Source organism: Lelliottia sp. F153 (assembly GCF_002870005.1).
In the GTDB taxonomy this organism is placed as follows: domain Bacteria; phylum Pseudomonadota; class Gammaproteobacteria; order Enterobacterales; family Enterobacteriaceae; genus Enterobacter; species Enterobacter nimipressuralis.
Map to the genome: position 1 here is coordinate 62,181 of NZ_PKFT01000003.1, position 11,888 is coordinate 74,068.

Annotated in this window: 12 protein-coding genes; 7 read left to right on the forward strand and 5 right to left on the reverse strand. The window is 55.4% G+C overall.

Annotated elements, in window-relative coordinates:
* Nucleotides 1–169 precede the first annotated feature (169 nt).
* The 5 genes from pcnB to panD all read left to right on the forward strand — a co-directional run bounded on the left by pcnB (nucleotide 170) and on the right by panD (nucleotide 4,318).
* Nucleotides 170–1,570 (forward strand): polynucleotide adenylyltransferase PcnB, encoded by a 1,401-nt coding sequence (gene pcnB / locus F153LOC_RS10045; RefSeq protein WP_100777582.1) that lies wholly within the window; start codon nucleotides 170–172, stop codon nucleotides 1,568–1,570.
* Nucleotides 1,567–2,046 carry a 2-amino-4-hydroxy-6-hydroxymethyldihydropteridine diphosphokinase gene (folK, locus tag F153LOC_RS10050; RefSeq protein WP_102104618.1) on the forward strand — a complete coding sequence of 160 codons (480 nt, stop codon included), beginning with the start codon at nucleotides 1,567–1,569 and terminating at the stop codon, nucleotides 2,044–2,046. The genes pcnB and folK overlap by 4 nt, the downstream gene beginning before the upstream one ends.
* A 122-nt stretch (nucleotides 2,047–2,168) precedes the next feature.
* Nucleotides 2,169–2,960: a 3-methyl-2-oxobutanoate hydroxymethyltransferase gene (gene panB / locus F153LOC_RS10055; RefSeq protein ID WP_102104617.1), complete on the forward strand. Its 792-nt coding sequence runs from the start codon at nucleotides 2,169–2,171 to the stop codon at nucleotides 2,958–2,960.
* Nucleotides 2,961–2,971: 11 nt separating this feature from the next.
* Nucleotides 2,972–3,826, forward strand: coding sequence for a pantoate--beta-alanine ligase (gene panC / locus F153LOC_RS10060; RefSeq protein WP_100777585.1), 855 nt, complete (start codon nucleotides 2,972–2,974; stop codon nucleotides 3,824–3,826).
* 111 nt (nucleotides 3,827–3,937) lie between these two features.
* Nucleotides 3,938–4,318, forward strand: a complete 381-nt coding sequence (gene panD, locus F153LOC_RS10065; protein ID WP_095284178.1) for an aspartate 1-decarboxylase — start codon at nucleotides 3,938–3,940, stop codon at nucleotides 4,316–4,318.
* Nucleotides 4,319–4,320: 2 nt separating this feature from the next.
* Here panD and F153LOC_RS10070 read toward each other — a convergent pair whose 3' ends face one another.
* The 4 genes from F153LOC_RS10070 to F153LOC_RS10085 form a co-directional block, all read right to left on the reverse strand.
* On the reverse strand, nucleotides 4,321–5,568 hold the full coding sequence (locus F153LOC_RS10070; protein WP_100777586.1) for a polysaccharide deacetylase family protein: 1,248 nt from the start codon (nucleotides 5,566–5,568) through the stop codon (nucleotides 4,321–4,323).
* Between the two features lie 63 nt (nucleotides 5,569–5,631).
* Nucleotides 5,632–6,072 (reverse strand): PTS sugar transporter subunit IIA, encoded by a 441-nt coding sequence (locus F153LOC_RS10075; protein WP_102104616.1) that lies wholly within the window; start codon nucleotides 6,070–6,072, stop codon nucleotides 5,632–5,634.
* A 107-nt stretch (nucleotides 6,073–6,179) separates the two neighbouring features.
* The gene (locus tag F153LOC_RS10080; RefSeq protein WP_100777588.1) at nucleotides 6,180–6,950 is read right to left on the reverse strand and encodes an ABC transporter permease; all 771 of its coding nucleotides are present in this window, start codon (nucleotides 6,948–6,950) and stop codon (nucleotides 6,180–6,182) included.
* Nucleotides 6,947–7,873 carry an ABC transporter ATP-binding protein gene (locus F153LOC_RS10085; RefSeq protein ID WP_100777589.1) on the reverse strand — a complete coding sequence of 309 codons (927 nt, stop codon included), beginning with the start codon at nucleotides 7,871–7,873 and terminating at the stop codon, nucleotides 6,947–6,949. The genes F153LOC_RS10080 and F153LOC_RS10085 overlap by 4 nt, the downstream gene beginning before the upstream one ends.
* Before the next feature lie 107 nt (nucleotides 7,874–7,980).
* Between F153LOC_RS10085 and can the strand changes: the two genes are divergently transcribed.
* Complete coding sequence (can, locus tag F153LOC_RS10090; protein WP_095280808.1) at nucleotides 7,981–8,643, forward strand: carbonate dehydratase; 663 nt, start codon at nucleotides 7,981–7,983, stop codon at nucleotides 8,641–8,643.
* A gap of 106 nt (nucleotides 8,644–8,749) precedes the next feature.
* On the opposite strand, the gene hpt is transcribed toward can, so the two are convergent.
* Nucleotides 8,750–9,286 (reverse strand): hypoxanthine phosphoribosyltransferase, encoded by a 537-nt coding sequence (gene hpt, locus F153LOC_RS10095; RefSeq protein WP_100777590.1) that lies wholly within the window; start codon nucleotides 9,284–9,286, stop codon nucleotides 8,750–8,752.
* Nucleotides 9,287–9,490: 204 nt separating this feature from the next.
* Between hpt and F153LOC_RS10100 the strand changes: the two genes are divergently transcribed.
* Nucleotides 9,491–11,881, forward strand: a complete 2,391-nt coding sequence (locus F153LOC_RS10100; protein ID WP_102104615.1) for a glucose/quinate/shikimate family membrane-bound PQQ-dependent dehydrogenase — start codon at nucleotides 9,491–9,493, stop codon at nucleotides 11,879–11,881.
* Nucleotides 11,882–11,888: the final 7 nt, after the last annotated feature.

Sequence of the window (11,888 nt, forward strand, 5' to 3'; positions counted from 1 at the left end):
GCTTTTTACACGAAGCATCTCCGCTGTATCAAGGCGGCAACTGAGTGAATCACCGCGAGTTTACGCTTGTAAACGGCCCGTGAGAGCGAAGGCAGCCAACGCAGAGGCAGCATAAAAGATGACGTGTAATTTTTTGTCCAATATATGAAACACACTACCGAGGTGTACTATTTTTACTCGAGTCGCTAATTTTTGCCGTAAGGTGCTAAGCCGCGATGAGAGCGTAGCGAATGACGCTATTGCTCAATCCCATATGTCGGTTATTCCGCGTGAGCAGCACACTATTTCCCGCAAAGATATCAGTGAAAATGCCCTCAAGGTGCTCTATCGTCTGAATAAAGCAGGCTACGAGGCCTATCTCGTGGGCGGCGGGGTTCGCGATTTACTGCTTGGCAAAAAACCAAAAGATTTTGATGTGACGACCAGCGCCACGCCGGAACAGGTGCGTAAATTATTCCGCAACTGTCGTCTGGTAGGCCGTCGTTTCCGTCTTGCACACGTGATGTTTGGTCCGGAAATTATCGAAGTGGCAACCTTCCGTGGCCATCACGAAGCCGGCGCACCAACAGATCGCACGACCTCTCAGCGTGGCCAGAACGGCATGCTGCTGCGTGACAACATCTTTGGTTCCATTGAAGAAGATGCCCAGCGTCGCGATTTCACCATCAACAGCCTTTACTACAGCGTGGCCGATTTCACGGTGCGTGATTTCGTGGGCGGCGTACAGGACCTGAAAGAGGGCGTGATTCGCCTGATTGGCAATCCTGAAACTCGCTACCGCGAAGATCCGGTGCGCATGCTGCGCGCCGTGCGCTTTGCTGCCAAGCTGAATATGCAGATAAGCCCAGAGACCGCTGAGCCGATTCCGCGTCTGGCGACGCTTATCAACGACGTGCCACCGGCGCGTCTGTTCGAAGAAGCGCTGAAAATGCTGCAAGCCGGTTACGGGTATGAAACCTATAAGCTGCTGCGCGAAAACAGCCTCTTCCAGCCGCTGTTCCCGACCATCGTGCGCTACTTCACCGAAAGCGGTGACAGCCCGATGGAGCGCATTATCGCTCAGGTGCTGAAAAACACTGACACCCGCATTCATAACGATATGCGTGTGAACCCGGCGTTCCTGTTCGCGGCAATGTTCTGGTATCCGCTGCTCGAAACTGCGCAGAAAATTGCTCAGGAAAGCGGCCTGGCCTATTACGATGCTTTCGCGCTCGCCGCCAACGACGTGCTGGATGAAGCCTGCCGTACGCTGGCAATTCCTAAGCGCATCACCACGCTGGTTCGCGATATCTGGCAGCTGCAATTGCGCATGTCTCGCCGTCAGGGCAAGCGCGCGTGGAAGCTGATGGAGCATCCGAAATTCCGCGCGGCTTACGATCTGCTGGCGCTGCGCGCTGAGATCGAGAACAACAAAGAGCTGCAAAGTCTGGCCCAGTGGTGGGGCGAATTCCAGGTTTCCGCTCCGCCGGAACAGAAAGGGATGCTCACCAATCTGGATGAAGAGCCAGAACCGCGTCGCCGTCATCGTCGCCCACGCAAGCGCGCACCGCGCCGCGAAGGCAGTGCATGACCCTCGCGTATATCGCCATCGGCAGCAATCTGGCCTCTCCTCTGGAGCAGGTTAATGCTGCCGTTCAGGCGTTAAGCGAGATCCCGCAGAGCCGCCTCGTGCAGGTTTCTGCGTTTTACCGCACGCCGCCGCTCGGACCGCAGGATCAGCCTGATTACCTGAACGCCGCCGTGGTGCTTGAAACATCCCTCGATGCCGAAACCTTGCTGGATAACACCCAGCGTATTGAGCTTCAGCAGGGCCGTCAGCGTAAAGCAGAACGCTGGGGACCACGCACGCTGGATCTCGATATCATGCTGTTCGGTGATGAAGTCATTAATACGGACCGCCTGACGGTGCCGCATTACGACATGAAAAATCGCGGTTTTATGCTCTGGCCGCTGTGGGAAGTCGCCCCTGAATTAACCTTCCCCAACGGCGAATCGCTGCAGGCAATTTTGCAGCAGCTCAACGCCGAAAAACCCGCCCTCTGGTAATCCCGTTATTTTGCTGATAACCCCTAAAATAATTGGTGTTAATCGGTTGCCTAAAATCATTGTTCCCCCGAATGTTACTGTTAGAATGCGCAAAGATTCGTTTTGGGCTATCAGGAAACATTATGAAACCAACCACCATCGCCTTATTGCAGAAATGCAAACAGGAAAAAAAACGCTTCGCCACGATCACCGCCTATGACTACAGCTTTGCGAAGCTGTTTGCCGACGAAGGCATTAAGGTCATGCTGGTCGGCGACTCGTTAGGGATGACGGTACAAGGACATGATTCCACCCTGCCAGTGACGGTAGAAGATATTGCTTACCATACCCGCGCCGTTCGTCGCGGTGCGCCGGAGTGCCTGCTGCTTTCCGACCTGCCTTTCATGGCCTATGCCACGCCAGAACAAGCCTTCGAAAATGCCGCCGCCGTGATGCGCGCAGGCGCCAATATGGTGAAAATCGAAGGCGGAGCCTGGCTGGTCGACACCGTGAAAAAACTGACCGAGCGCGCGGTGCCGGTTTGCGGCCATCTCGGTTTAACGCCGCAGTCGGTGAATATTTTCGGCGGATATAAAGTTCAGGGGCGCGGCGAAGCAGGTCAAACGCTGCTGGACGACGCGCTGGCGCTGGAAGCCGCCGGTGCGCAGCTGATGGTGCTGGAGTGTGTGCCCGTTGAACTGGCCAAACGCGTCACCGAAGCGCTCTCAATCCCCGTGATTGGCATTGGCGCAGGCAACGTGACCGACGGGCAAATCCTGGTGATGCACGACGCTTTCGGCATCACCGGCGGCCACATCCCTAAATTTGCGAAGAATTTCCTAAGCACCGCGGGCGACATGCGCGCTGCGGTCAGGCAGTATATTGCCGACGTCGAATCCGGTGTTTACCCGGCTGAAGAACACAGTTTCCATTAAGGAGTCTCATTGTGCTAATCATTGAAACCTTGCCACTGCTGCGTCAGCACATTCGCCGCCTGCGTCAGGAGGGTAAACGTATCGCCCTGGTCCCGACCATGGGCAATCTGCATGATGGCCACATGAAACTGGTCGACGAAGCGAAAGCCCGCGCCGATGTCGTCGTGGTGACGATTTTCGTTAACCCGATGCAGTTCGATCGTGCCGACGATCTGGCGCGCTATCCGCGCACGCTGCAGGAAGATTGTGAAAAGCTCAAAAAACACCATGTGGATTTCGTCTTCTCACCCACGCCTGACGATATTTATCCGCAGGGTACCGAAGGGGCGACCTTCGTCGATGTGCCGGGCATTTCAACCATGCTCGAAGGGGCCAGCCGTCCGGGGCATTTCCGCGGCGTTTCGACCATCGTCAGCAAGCTCTTCAACCTGGTACAGCCGGATATCGCCTGCTTTGGCGAGAAGGATTTCCAGCAGCTGGCCCTGATCCGCAAAATGGTCGCAGACATGGGCTACGACATCGAGATCGTCGGCGTGCCGATTGTGCGCGCCAAAGACGGTCTGGCGCTTAGCTCACGCAACGGGTATCTGACCGCTGACCAGCGCAAAATCGCGCCGGCGCTGAGCAAAGTCATGAACGCGATGGCGGAGAAGCTGGAAGCTAACGAACTGACGGCGGAAGAGATTATCGCTATCGCGGAACAGGAGCTGAACGAAAAAGGGCTGCGTGCCGACGACGTTCAAATCCGCGATGCGGACACGCTGCTGGCGCTTTCAGACACCAGCAAACGCGCGGTGATTCTGGTGGCCGCATGGCTCGGTCAGGCGCGTCTCATCGACAACAAAGTGGTTGAGCTGACGCAGTAGACAGCGACTAAAAATCGGGCAATACTGCGCTAATATTTGCCTGGGGAATGTTTCCCCCCACCCTGCCCTCTCCAGCCGGAGAGGGACTGCATGAAGAGTAAAGGTAACGTTATGATTCGCACAATGCTGCAAGGTAAGCTTCACCGCGTCAAAGTGACGCAGGCAGACCTGCATTACGAAGGTTCCTGCGCGATTGACCAGGATTTCCTTGAGGCGGCGGGTATTCTCGAATACGAAGCCATTGATATTTACAACGTAACCAACGGCAAACGCTTCTCTACCTATGCGATTGCCGGTGAGCGCGGCTCAAAAATCATCTCCGTCAACGGCGCGGCGGCACACTGTGCTGACGTGGGTGATATCCTGATTATCGCCACCTACGTCACCATGCCGGACGAACAGGCGCGCAGCTGGCAGCCTAAAGTGGCCTATTTTGACGGCGATAACGAGATGAAACGTACCGCGAAAGCCGTACCGGTTCAGGTTGCCTGATGTTACCCCTGCGGCTGATTGCTGATCAGCCGCGACATTGTCTCCAGCGAATCCGTTCTTAAGATATACAGGCGTTTCAGTAAGAACGGATTATCTCCCGGTTTCACCTTCCCTTTTACCGTCGTCACCGCCAGATGAAAACCGGCGTCGTTCGCCGCTTTCACCGCTTTGTCATCGTAACCGCCGAACGGATACGAGAGATAGAGCACGCGCGGGTTGAACTGTGCCAGCGAGCGCCGCGAGCGTTCAAAATCAAACAGAATGACGTGGTAGCTGCGGCTCAGCAAAATAGGATGTTTATTGCCATCGACGCGGTGCAGGAAGTGGGTGTGCGACTGGATATCAAACACATCCTGAATCTCTTTCAGCTCCGACACGCTCATAAACTGCAGTGATTTCGGGTCCCACTTCTGCGGATGGCCTTTAATTCGCGACGAGATGATAAACGCCGTCGCCTTAAAGCCATACTGCTTCAGAATCGGCCACGCGTAGCGGTTGACCGACTTCAGACCATCGTCAAAGGTAATCACCACCGCGCGGGCCGGCAGGTTCATTTTATTGCGCACGTAGCCCTCCAGCTGATACAGCGTCAACGTGGTGTAGCCCTGATCGCGCAGCCAGGTCATCTGGTTGTTAAAGGCGCGCACGCTGGTGGTCGTGGAGGTGTGGCGGAAGCGGGTGTTCTCTTCGTCGCGCAAAATATGGTGATAAGTGATCACCGGAATGCCGCTGTCTTCCTGTGCATCCAGGCTGCTGATCCACGCCAGACGGTTGCCCATGCGGATTTGAAACCAGGTCTGGTTGAGTCTGTCTTTCAGCTTGCTGAGAATGGGATAGCGCAGGTTTGAACTCAGCGTACCAAACGGAGCGCTGCCGCTGTTGGGTGCGTTATACACCGGGGTGTCTTTCCAGGTGATCAGATTCTGGTTACTGAGCGGTTTATTGAGATCGCCCAGACTGTCCTGAACGCGCTGTTTCCCCTGCACCTTTTCCAGATGGCCTTTGTCGATAAACCCGGTGCCAAAGCCGAAGCGAAATTCGTAGTAGTCTGCCGCCGTAGGAACGACTGCAAGAATCTGCCCCGCGCGCACATTGCCGACGTTAACAACCTCGTTGCCCACCTGCGCCCAGATCGCCGCATCTTCAGTGGTTTGCATATATTGAGCGGGTAAGCCCTGTTGGCTTAATAAACTGGCAGAGACGCCACCGGAGACCAGCAGCAACAGAAGGGAAAAAACGCGTATAAACATGGGATTATTATCGACACTAAAAATCAGTCGCCATTGTAGCAAAAGCGACATCAATACCAATGTTTAATTCTTATACAGGTCGTGGAGCAGGACAAAAGGCGGGTTTTTCTGCTGCTGATGCCAGAGGCTACTGACGCCGGGGATCTCCTGCCCGACCAGCGTATCGCGGAACTCCGCGCTGCTCAGCGTTTCGCGCAACGGGTACATCATCTCCAGCAACGCGTAATTAATCCCGGAAATCACTTCACAGTTTTCATGCTTGTGACTCAACAACGCGGCGGCGCGATAGGGCGCGGCGCCCGATTTGTCGGTCATAAAAATGACGCCTTCACCGGTATCCGTCTCATGCAGCGCATCGCACATCATACGGCTTAGCATGTTGGTGCTCAGCCCGCGCCAGTAGTTCACCGCCCGGCACTGAGGCAGCGGACCCAATTTTTTTTCCAGGCGATCGAGCATTGCCTGGGCATCGTCATCATGACAGGTAATCACCCAACCCAACATAGCGTCTCTCCTTTAGGGGAAAGTAGTTTAGCGGAGTGAAGATTAATTTATGGTGATAACTATCAAAGAAAATGCCCCGGCAGACAGAGTGCTGCCGGGGATGCGGATTAGCTGCGCAATCCGCGTCCGCGCTGGATCAGATACCAGCACAGAATATAGAAAGCGATGATGAAGACGGCGAGGACGATGACGGTGGTAAACAGCGGCACGTCAGTAATGCCGAGGAAGCCAAAGCGGAAGCCGCTGATCATGTAGACAATCGGGTTCAGGTGCGACAGCGCCTGCCAGAACGGTGGCAGCAGCGTCAGCGAGTAGAACACCCCACCGAGATAGGTCAGCGGCGTCAGGACAAAGGTCGGGATCAGGCTGATGTCATCGAAAGTGGTCGCAAACACCGCGTTCAACAGGCCAGCCAGCGAGAACAGGATCGCGGTCATCAGCAGGGTCAGCGCCACGAACATCCATGAATGTACCTGGAACGGGACAAAGAACAGCGAGATTGCCGTCACCAGAATCCCTACCGCCAGCCCGCGCGCCACGCCGCCGCCCACATAACCGGCGATGATGACGTGCGTTGGCACCGGGGCCACCAGCAGCTCTTCAATGTTGCGCTGGAACTTCGCGCTGAAAAACGACGACGCTACGTTGGCATAGGCGTTGGTGATCACCGCCATCATGATCAGGCCCGGCACGATAAACTGCATATAGGTAAAGCCATGCATTTCACCAATACGGGAGCCAATCAGATTCCCGAAGATGATGAAATAGAGCGTCATGGTGATCACCGGCGGCACCAGAGTTTGCACCCAAATGCGCATAAAGCGGTTAATCTCTTTGGCCCAGATACTTTTTAGCGCCACCCAGTAAAGATGCATCATGCCTGCTCTCCTTGTTTATCCTGGACCAGCGAGACAAACAGTTCTTCCAGTCGGTTAGCTTTGTTACGCATACTCAATACCTGAATGCCCTGCGCGCTCAGCTGCGCAAAGACGCTGTTAATGCCCTGCTCGCGCAGGACTTCCACTTCCAGCGTCGACGTGTCTACCAGACGATACTGATAGCCCTCCAGCTTCGGCAGCGGGCTTTTGGCCGCCAGATCGAGGATAAAGGTTTCGGACTTCAGCTTGGACAGCAGGTTCTTCATCGAGGTGTTTTCCACCAGCTCGCCGCGCTGAATGATGCCGATATTGCGGCACAGCATTTCAGCTTCTTCGAGGTAGTGGGTGGTCAGAATGATGGTGGTGCCTTTGTCGTTCAAATCCTTCAGGAAACCCCACATCGAGCGGCGCAGTTCGATATCCACGCCCGCCGTTGGCTCATCAAGGATCAGCAGTTTTGGTTCGTGCATCAGGGCGCGGGCGATCATCAGACGGCGCTTCATCCCGCCGGAGAGCATGCGCGCACGTTCGCCGCGTTTTTCCCACAGGTCGAGCTGTTTGAGGTACTTTTCGCTGCGCTCGATGGCGTCCTGACGTTCTACGCCGTAGTAACCCGCCTGATTCACCACAATTTGCTGCACGGTTTCAAACGGGTTGAAGTTAAATTCCTGCGGCACCAGCCCCAGCTGACGTTTGGCGTTGACCACATCTTTTTCGAGATCATAGCCAAACACCGCGACGCTGCCCGAAGACTTGTTCACCAGCGAGCTGATGATGCCGATGGTCGTGGATTTCCCCGCGCCATTCGGCCCCAGCAGGGCGTAGAAATCCCCCGCTTCGACCTGCAAATCAATTCCGCGCAGCGCCTGAACGCCGCCCGGATAGACTTTTTTAAGCTGCTTAAGCTCAAGTGCGATAGTCATGAATTAAACTTACCTATAGTTCTGACACACGTTGTGTGGTTTCAATAAAAGTCGAGTTACCCTATATTAGCGCAACGCTATTACTCGGTTACAGGTCGTTAACCTCTATGAATGACATAGATACACTCATCAGCAACAATGCACTATGGTCAAAAATGCTGGTAGAAGAGGACCCGGGATTTTTTGAGAAGCTGGCGAAGGCGCAGAATCCACGTTTTTTATGGATTGGATGCTCTGACAGCCGCGTCCCGGCGGAACGCCTGACAGGCCTTGATTCGGGTGAGCTGTTCGTTCACCGTAACGTCGCAAACCTGGTCATTCACACCGATCTCAATTGTCTTTCCGTCGTGCAGTACGCGGTTGATGTGCTGGAAGTTGAGCACATTATTATCTGCGGCCATTACGGCTGCGGTGGTGTGCAGGCGGCGGTCGAAAACCCGGAGTTGGGGCTGATCGACAACTGGCTGCTGCATATTCGCGATATCTGGTTCAAACATAGCTCACTGCTGGGCGAAATGCCGCAGGAGCGTCGCCTCGACACCCTGTGCGAGCTTAATGTGATGGAGCAGGTCTATAACCTTGGCCATTCCACCATCATGCAGTCAGCATGGAAGCGCGGGCAGAAAGTCTCCGTTCACGGCTGGGCGTACGGTATCCATGATGGATTGCTGCGCAATCTGGAAGTGACCGCCACCAACCGCGAAACCCTTGAGCAGCGCTATCGTTCCGGGATTGCCAACCTGAAGCTCAAGCACGTTAACCACAAATAACCTGCAAAAAAGCCGGGCGGCGGCTTCGCCTTACCCGGCCTTAAGATGTGCCGTTCACGCTTTCCAGGCCCGGTCAGCACAGCGCTTCCGGGCTAGACCGCTGAGATTACTCGTCCAGCAGTACCACTTTCCCGACATACGGCAGATGGCGATAACGCTGTGCGTAATCGATGCCGTAACCCACCACGAACTCATCCGGAATCGAGAAACCAACAAATTCAACCGGGACGTCAACTTCACGGCGAGTCGGTTTATCCAGCAGGGTGCAGATCGCCAGGGATTTCGGGCCGCGCAGGCTCAGGATCTCGCGCACTTTAGAGAGCGTGTTACCGGAGTCGATAATATCCTCTACGATTAACACATCCTTGCCGCGAATATCTTCATCCAGATCTTTCAGGATTTTCACGTCACGGGTGGTCGACATACCGCTGCCGTAGCTGGACGCGGTCATGAAATCCACTTCATGGGACACCTGAACTTCACGGCACAGGTCTGCCATGAACATGAATGAGCCGCGCAGCAGACCCACCAGCACCATATCGCTGCCGCTGTCCTGATAACGTTCGGTGATTTGACGACCCAGTTCGGCGATACGCGCTTTGATCTCCGCTTCCGGGATCATCACTTCAACACTATGTTTCATATTACTAACCGTATGATTTAAAACCAATCTATCACTGCGGATGCAGATACGTCCGTCAATGATTCACAAGTACGGCAGTATACCAGCAAATGGATTCGCCTGGCGCATGAGTTACAAAAAGCTCATTTTGTGATTCCGATCACACTTGTTAATACCTATAATTAATTGCTATCAAATAATTAACAAACTACAGAGTACTTTTCTATGGCTGAAATAAAATCTCAACAGCCGCGTCTACTGGTAACGTTAACAGCCGCTTTTGCCGCATTCTGCGCGCTGTATCTGTTAATCGGTGGCGTATGGCTGGTCGCGCTTGGCGGCTCCTGGTACTACCCGATTGCGGGCCTGGTCATGATTGCTGTGACCGTCCTGCTTTTGCGGCGTAAACGTTCCGCGCTGTGGCTTTACGCAGCACTTCTGCTCGCAACGATGGTCTGGGGTGTCTGGGAGGTCGGCTTCGATTTCTGGGCGCTCACGCCGCGTAGCGACATTCTCGTCTTCTTTGGTATCTGGCTGATCTTGCCCTTCGTCTGGCGTCGCCTGCTGGTGCCGTCCAGCGGTGCGGTTGCGGCACTGGTCGTGGCGCTGCTCATCACCGGTGGCATTCTGACCTGGGCCGGATTTAACGATCCGCAGGAAGTGAAAGGTACCCTGAGTGCCGATTCCACGCCTGCCGCCGCCATTTCTCAGGTGGCTGACGGCGACTGGCCAGCGTATGGGCGCAATCAGGAAGGACAACGTTACTCGCCGCTGAAGCAAATCAACGCCGATAACGTGAAAAACCTGAAAGAAGCCTGGACGTTCCGTACCGGCGATCTGAAGCAGCCGAACGATCCGGGTGAGCTGACCAACGAAGTCACCCCGATCAAAGTGGGCGACATGCTGTACCTGTGTACCGCTCACCAGCGTCTGTTCGCGCTGGATGCGTCGACGGGTAAGGAAAAATGGCACTTTGATCCGCAGCTGAACACCAACACCTCCTTCCAGCACGTGACCTGTCGTGGCGTCTCTTACCACGAAGCGCGCGCGGACAACGCCAGCCCGGACGTGGTGGCTGACTGTCCTCGCCGTATCATGCTGCCGGTGAACGATGGCCGTCTGTTTGCGATCAACGCCGAAACCGGCAAGCTGTGCGAAACCTTTGCCAACAAAGGTATCCTCAACCTGCAGACCAATATGCCGGATACCACGCCGGGCCTGTATGAGCCGACGTCACCGCCGATCATCACCGATAAAACCATCGTCATTGCCGGTTCTGTCACGGATAACTTCTCTACCCGTGAAACCTCGGGTGTGATTCGTGGTTTCGACGTGAACACCGGCAAACTGCTGTGGGCCTTCGATCCGGGCGCGAAAGATCCTAACGCCATCCCGTCGGATGAACACACCTTTACCTTTAACTCACCGAACTCCTGGGCACCGGCAGCGTATGACGCGAAGCTGGATCTGGTCTATCTGCCGATGGGCGTGACCACGCCGGATATCTGGGGCGGGAACCGCACGCCAGAGCAGGAGCGTTACGCGAGTGCCATCGTGGCGCTGAACGCAACGACCGGGAAACTGGCCTGGAGCTATCAAACCGTTCACCACGACCTGTGGGATATGGATATGCCGTCCCAGCCAACGCTGGCCGACATTACCGTCAACGGAAAAACTGTTCCGGTCATCTACGCGCCAGCGAAAACCGGCAACATCTTCGTGCTCGACCGTTCTAACGGCAAACTGGTGGTTCCTGCTCCGGAAAAACCGGTGCCGCAGGGCGCAGCGAAAGGCGACTACGTTTCGAAAACGCAGCCGTTCTCTGACCTGAGCTTCCGTCCGAAGAAAGATCTAACCGGTGCGGACATGTGGGGCGCCACGATGTTCGATCAGCTGGTGTGCCGCGTGATGTTCCATCAGCTGCGCTATGAAGGCATCTTCACCCCGCCGTCTGAGCAGGGCACGCTGGTCTTCCCGGGTAACCTGGGGATGTTCGAATGGGGCGGTATCTCGGTCGATCCAAACCGTCAGGTGGCGATTGCCAACCCGATGGCACTGCCGTTTGTCTCGAAGCTGATCCCGCGCGGTCCTGGTAACCCGATGGAGCAGCCGAAAGACGCGAAAGGCAGCGGTACCGAAGCCGGTATTCAGCCGCAGTACGGCGTGCCGTATGGCGTTACGCTGAACCCGTTCCTCTCTCCGTTTGGCCTGCCGTGTAAACAGCCTGCCTGGGGTTACATCTCCGCGCTGGATCTGAAAACGAACCAGGTAGTATGGAAAAAACGTATTGGTACGCCACAGGACAGCATGCCGTTCCCGATGCCGGTTCCTGTTCCGTTCAATATGGGTATGCCGATGCTCGGCGGCCCGATCTCTACTGCCGGTAACGTTCTGTTCATTGCGGCAACCGCAGATAACTACCTGCGTGCGTACAACATGACTAACGGTGAGAAACTGTGGCAAGGCCGTCTGCCGGCCGGTGGACAGGCCACACCGATGACCTACGAAGCGAATGGCAAGCAGTACGTTGTCATCTCCGCGGGCGGTCACGGGTCATTTGGCACGAAGATGGGCGACTATATTGTCGCGTATGCGTTGCCGGATGATGTGAAGTAGATGTGAG

What these genes read in the sequence shown, in the direction of transcription:
- folK (WP_102104618.1), top strand. Translation starts at nt 1,567, where the DNA reads ATGACCCTCGCGTATATCGCCATCGGCAGCAATCTGGCCTCTCCTCTG.
- panB (WP_102104617.1), top strand. Translation starts at nt 2,169, where the DNA reads ATGAAACCAACCACCATCGCCTTATTGCAGAAATGCAAACAGGAAAAA.
- panD (WP_095284178.1), top strand. Translation starts at nt 3,938, where the DNA reads ATGATTCGCACAATGCTGCAAGGTAAGCTTCACCGCGTCAAAGTGACG.
- F153LOC_RS10070 (WP_100777586.1), bottom strand. Translation starts at nt 5,568, where the DNA reads ATGTTTATACGCGTTTTTTCCCTTCTGTTGCTGCTGGTCTCCGGTGGC.
- F153LOC_RS10075 (WP_102104616.1), bottom strand. Translation starts at nt 6,072, where the DNA reads ATGTTGGGTTGGGTGATTACCTGTCATGATGACGATGCCCAGGCAATG.
- F153LOC_RS10080 (WP_100777588.1), bottom strand. Translation starts at nt 6,950, where the DNA reads ATGATGCATCTTTACTGGGTGGCGCTAAAAAGTATCTGGGCCAAAGAG.
- F153LOC_RS10085 (WP_100777589.1), bottom strand. Translation starts at nt 7,873, where the DNA reads ATGACTATCGCACTTGAGCTTAAGCAGCTTAAAAAAGTCTATCCGGGC.
- can (WP_095280808.1), top strand. Translation starts at nt 7,981, where the DNA reads ATGAATGACATAGATACACTCATCAGCAACAATGCACTATGGTCAAAA.
- hpt (WP_100777590.1), bottom strand. Translation starts at nt 9,286, where the DNA reads ATGAAACATAGTGTTGAAGTGATGATCCCGGAAGCGGAGATCAAAGCG.
- F153LOC_RS10100 (WP_102104615.1), top strand. Translation starts at nt 9,491, where the DNA reads ATGGCTGAAATAAAATCTCAACAGCCGCGTCTACTGGTAACGTTAACA.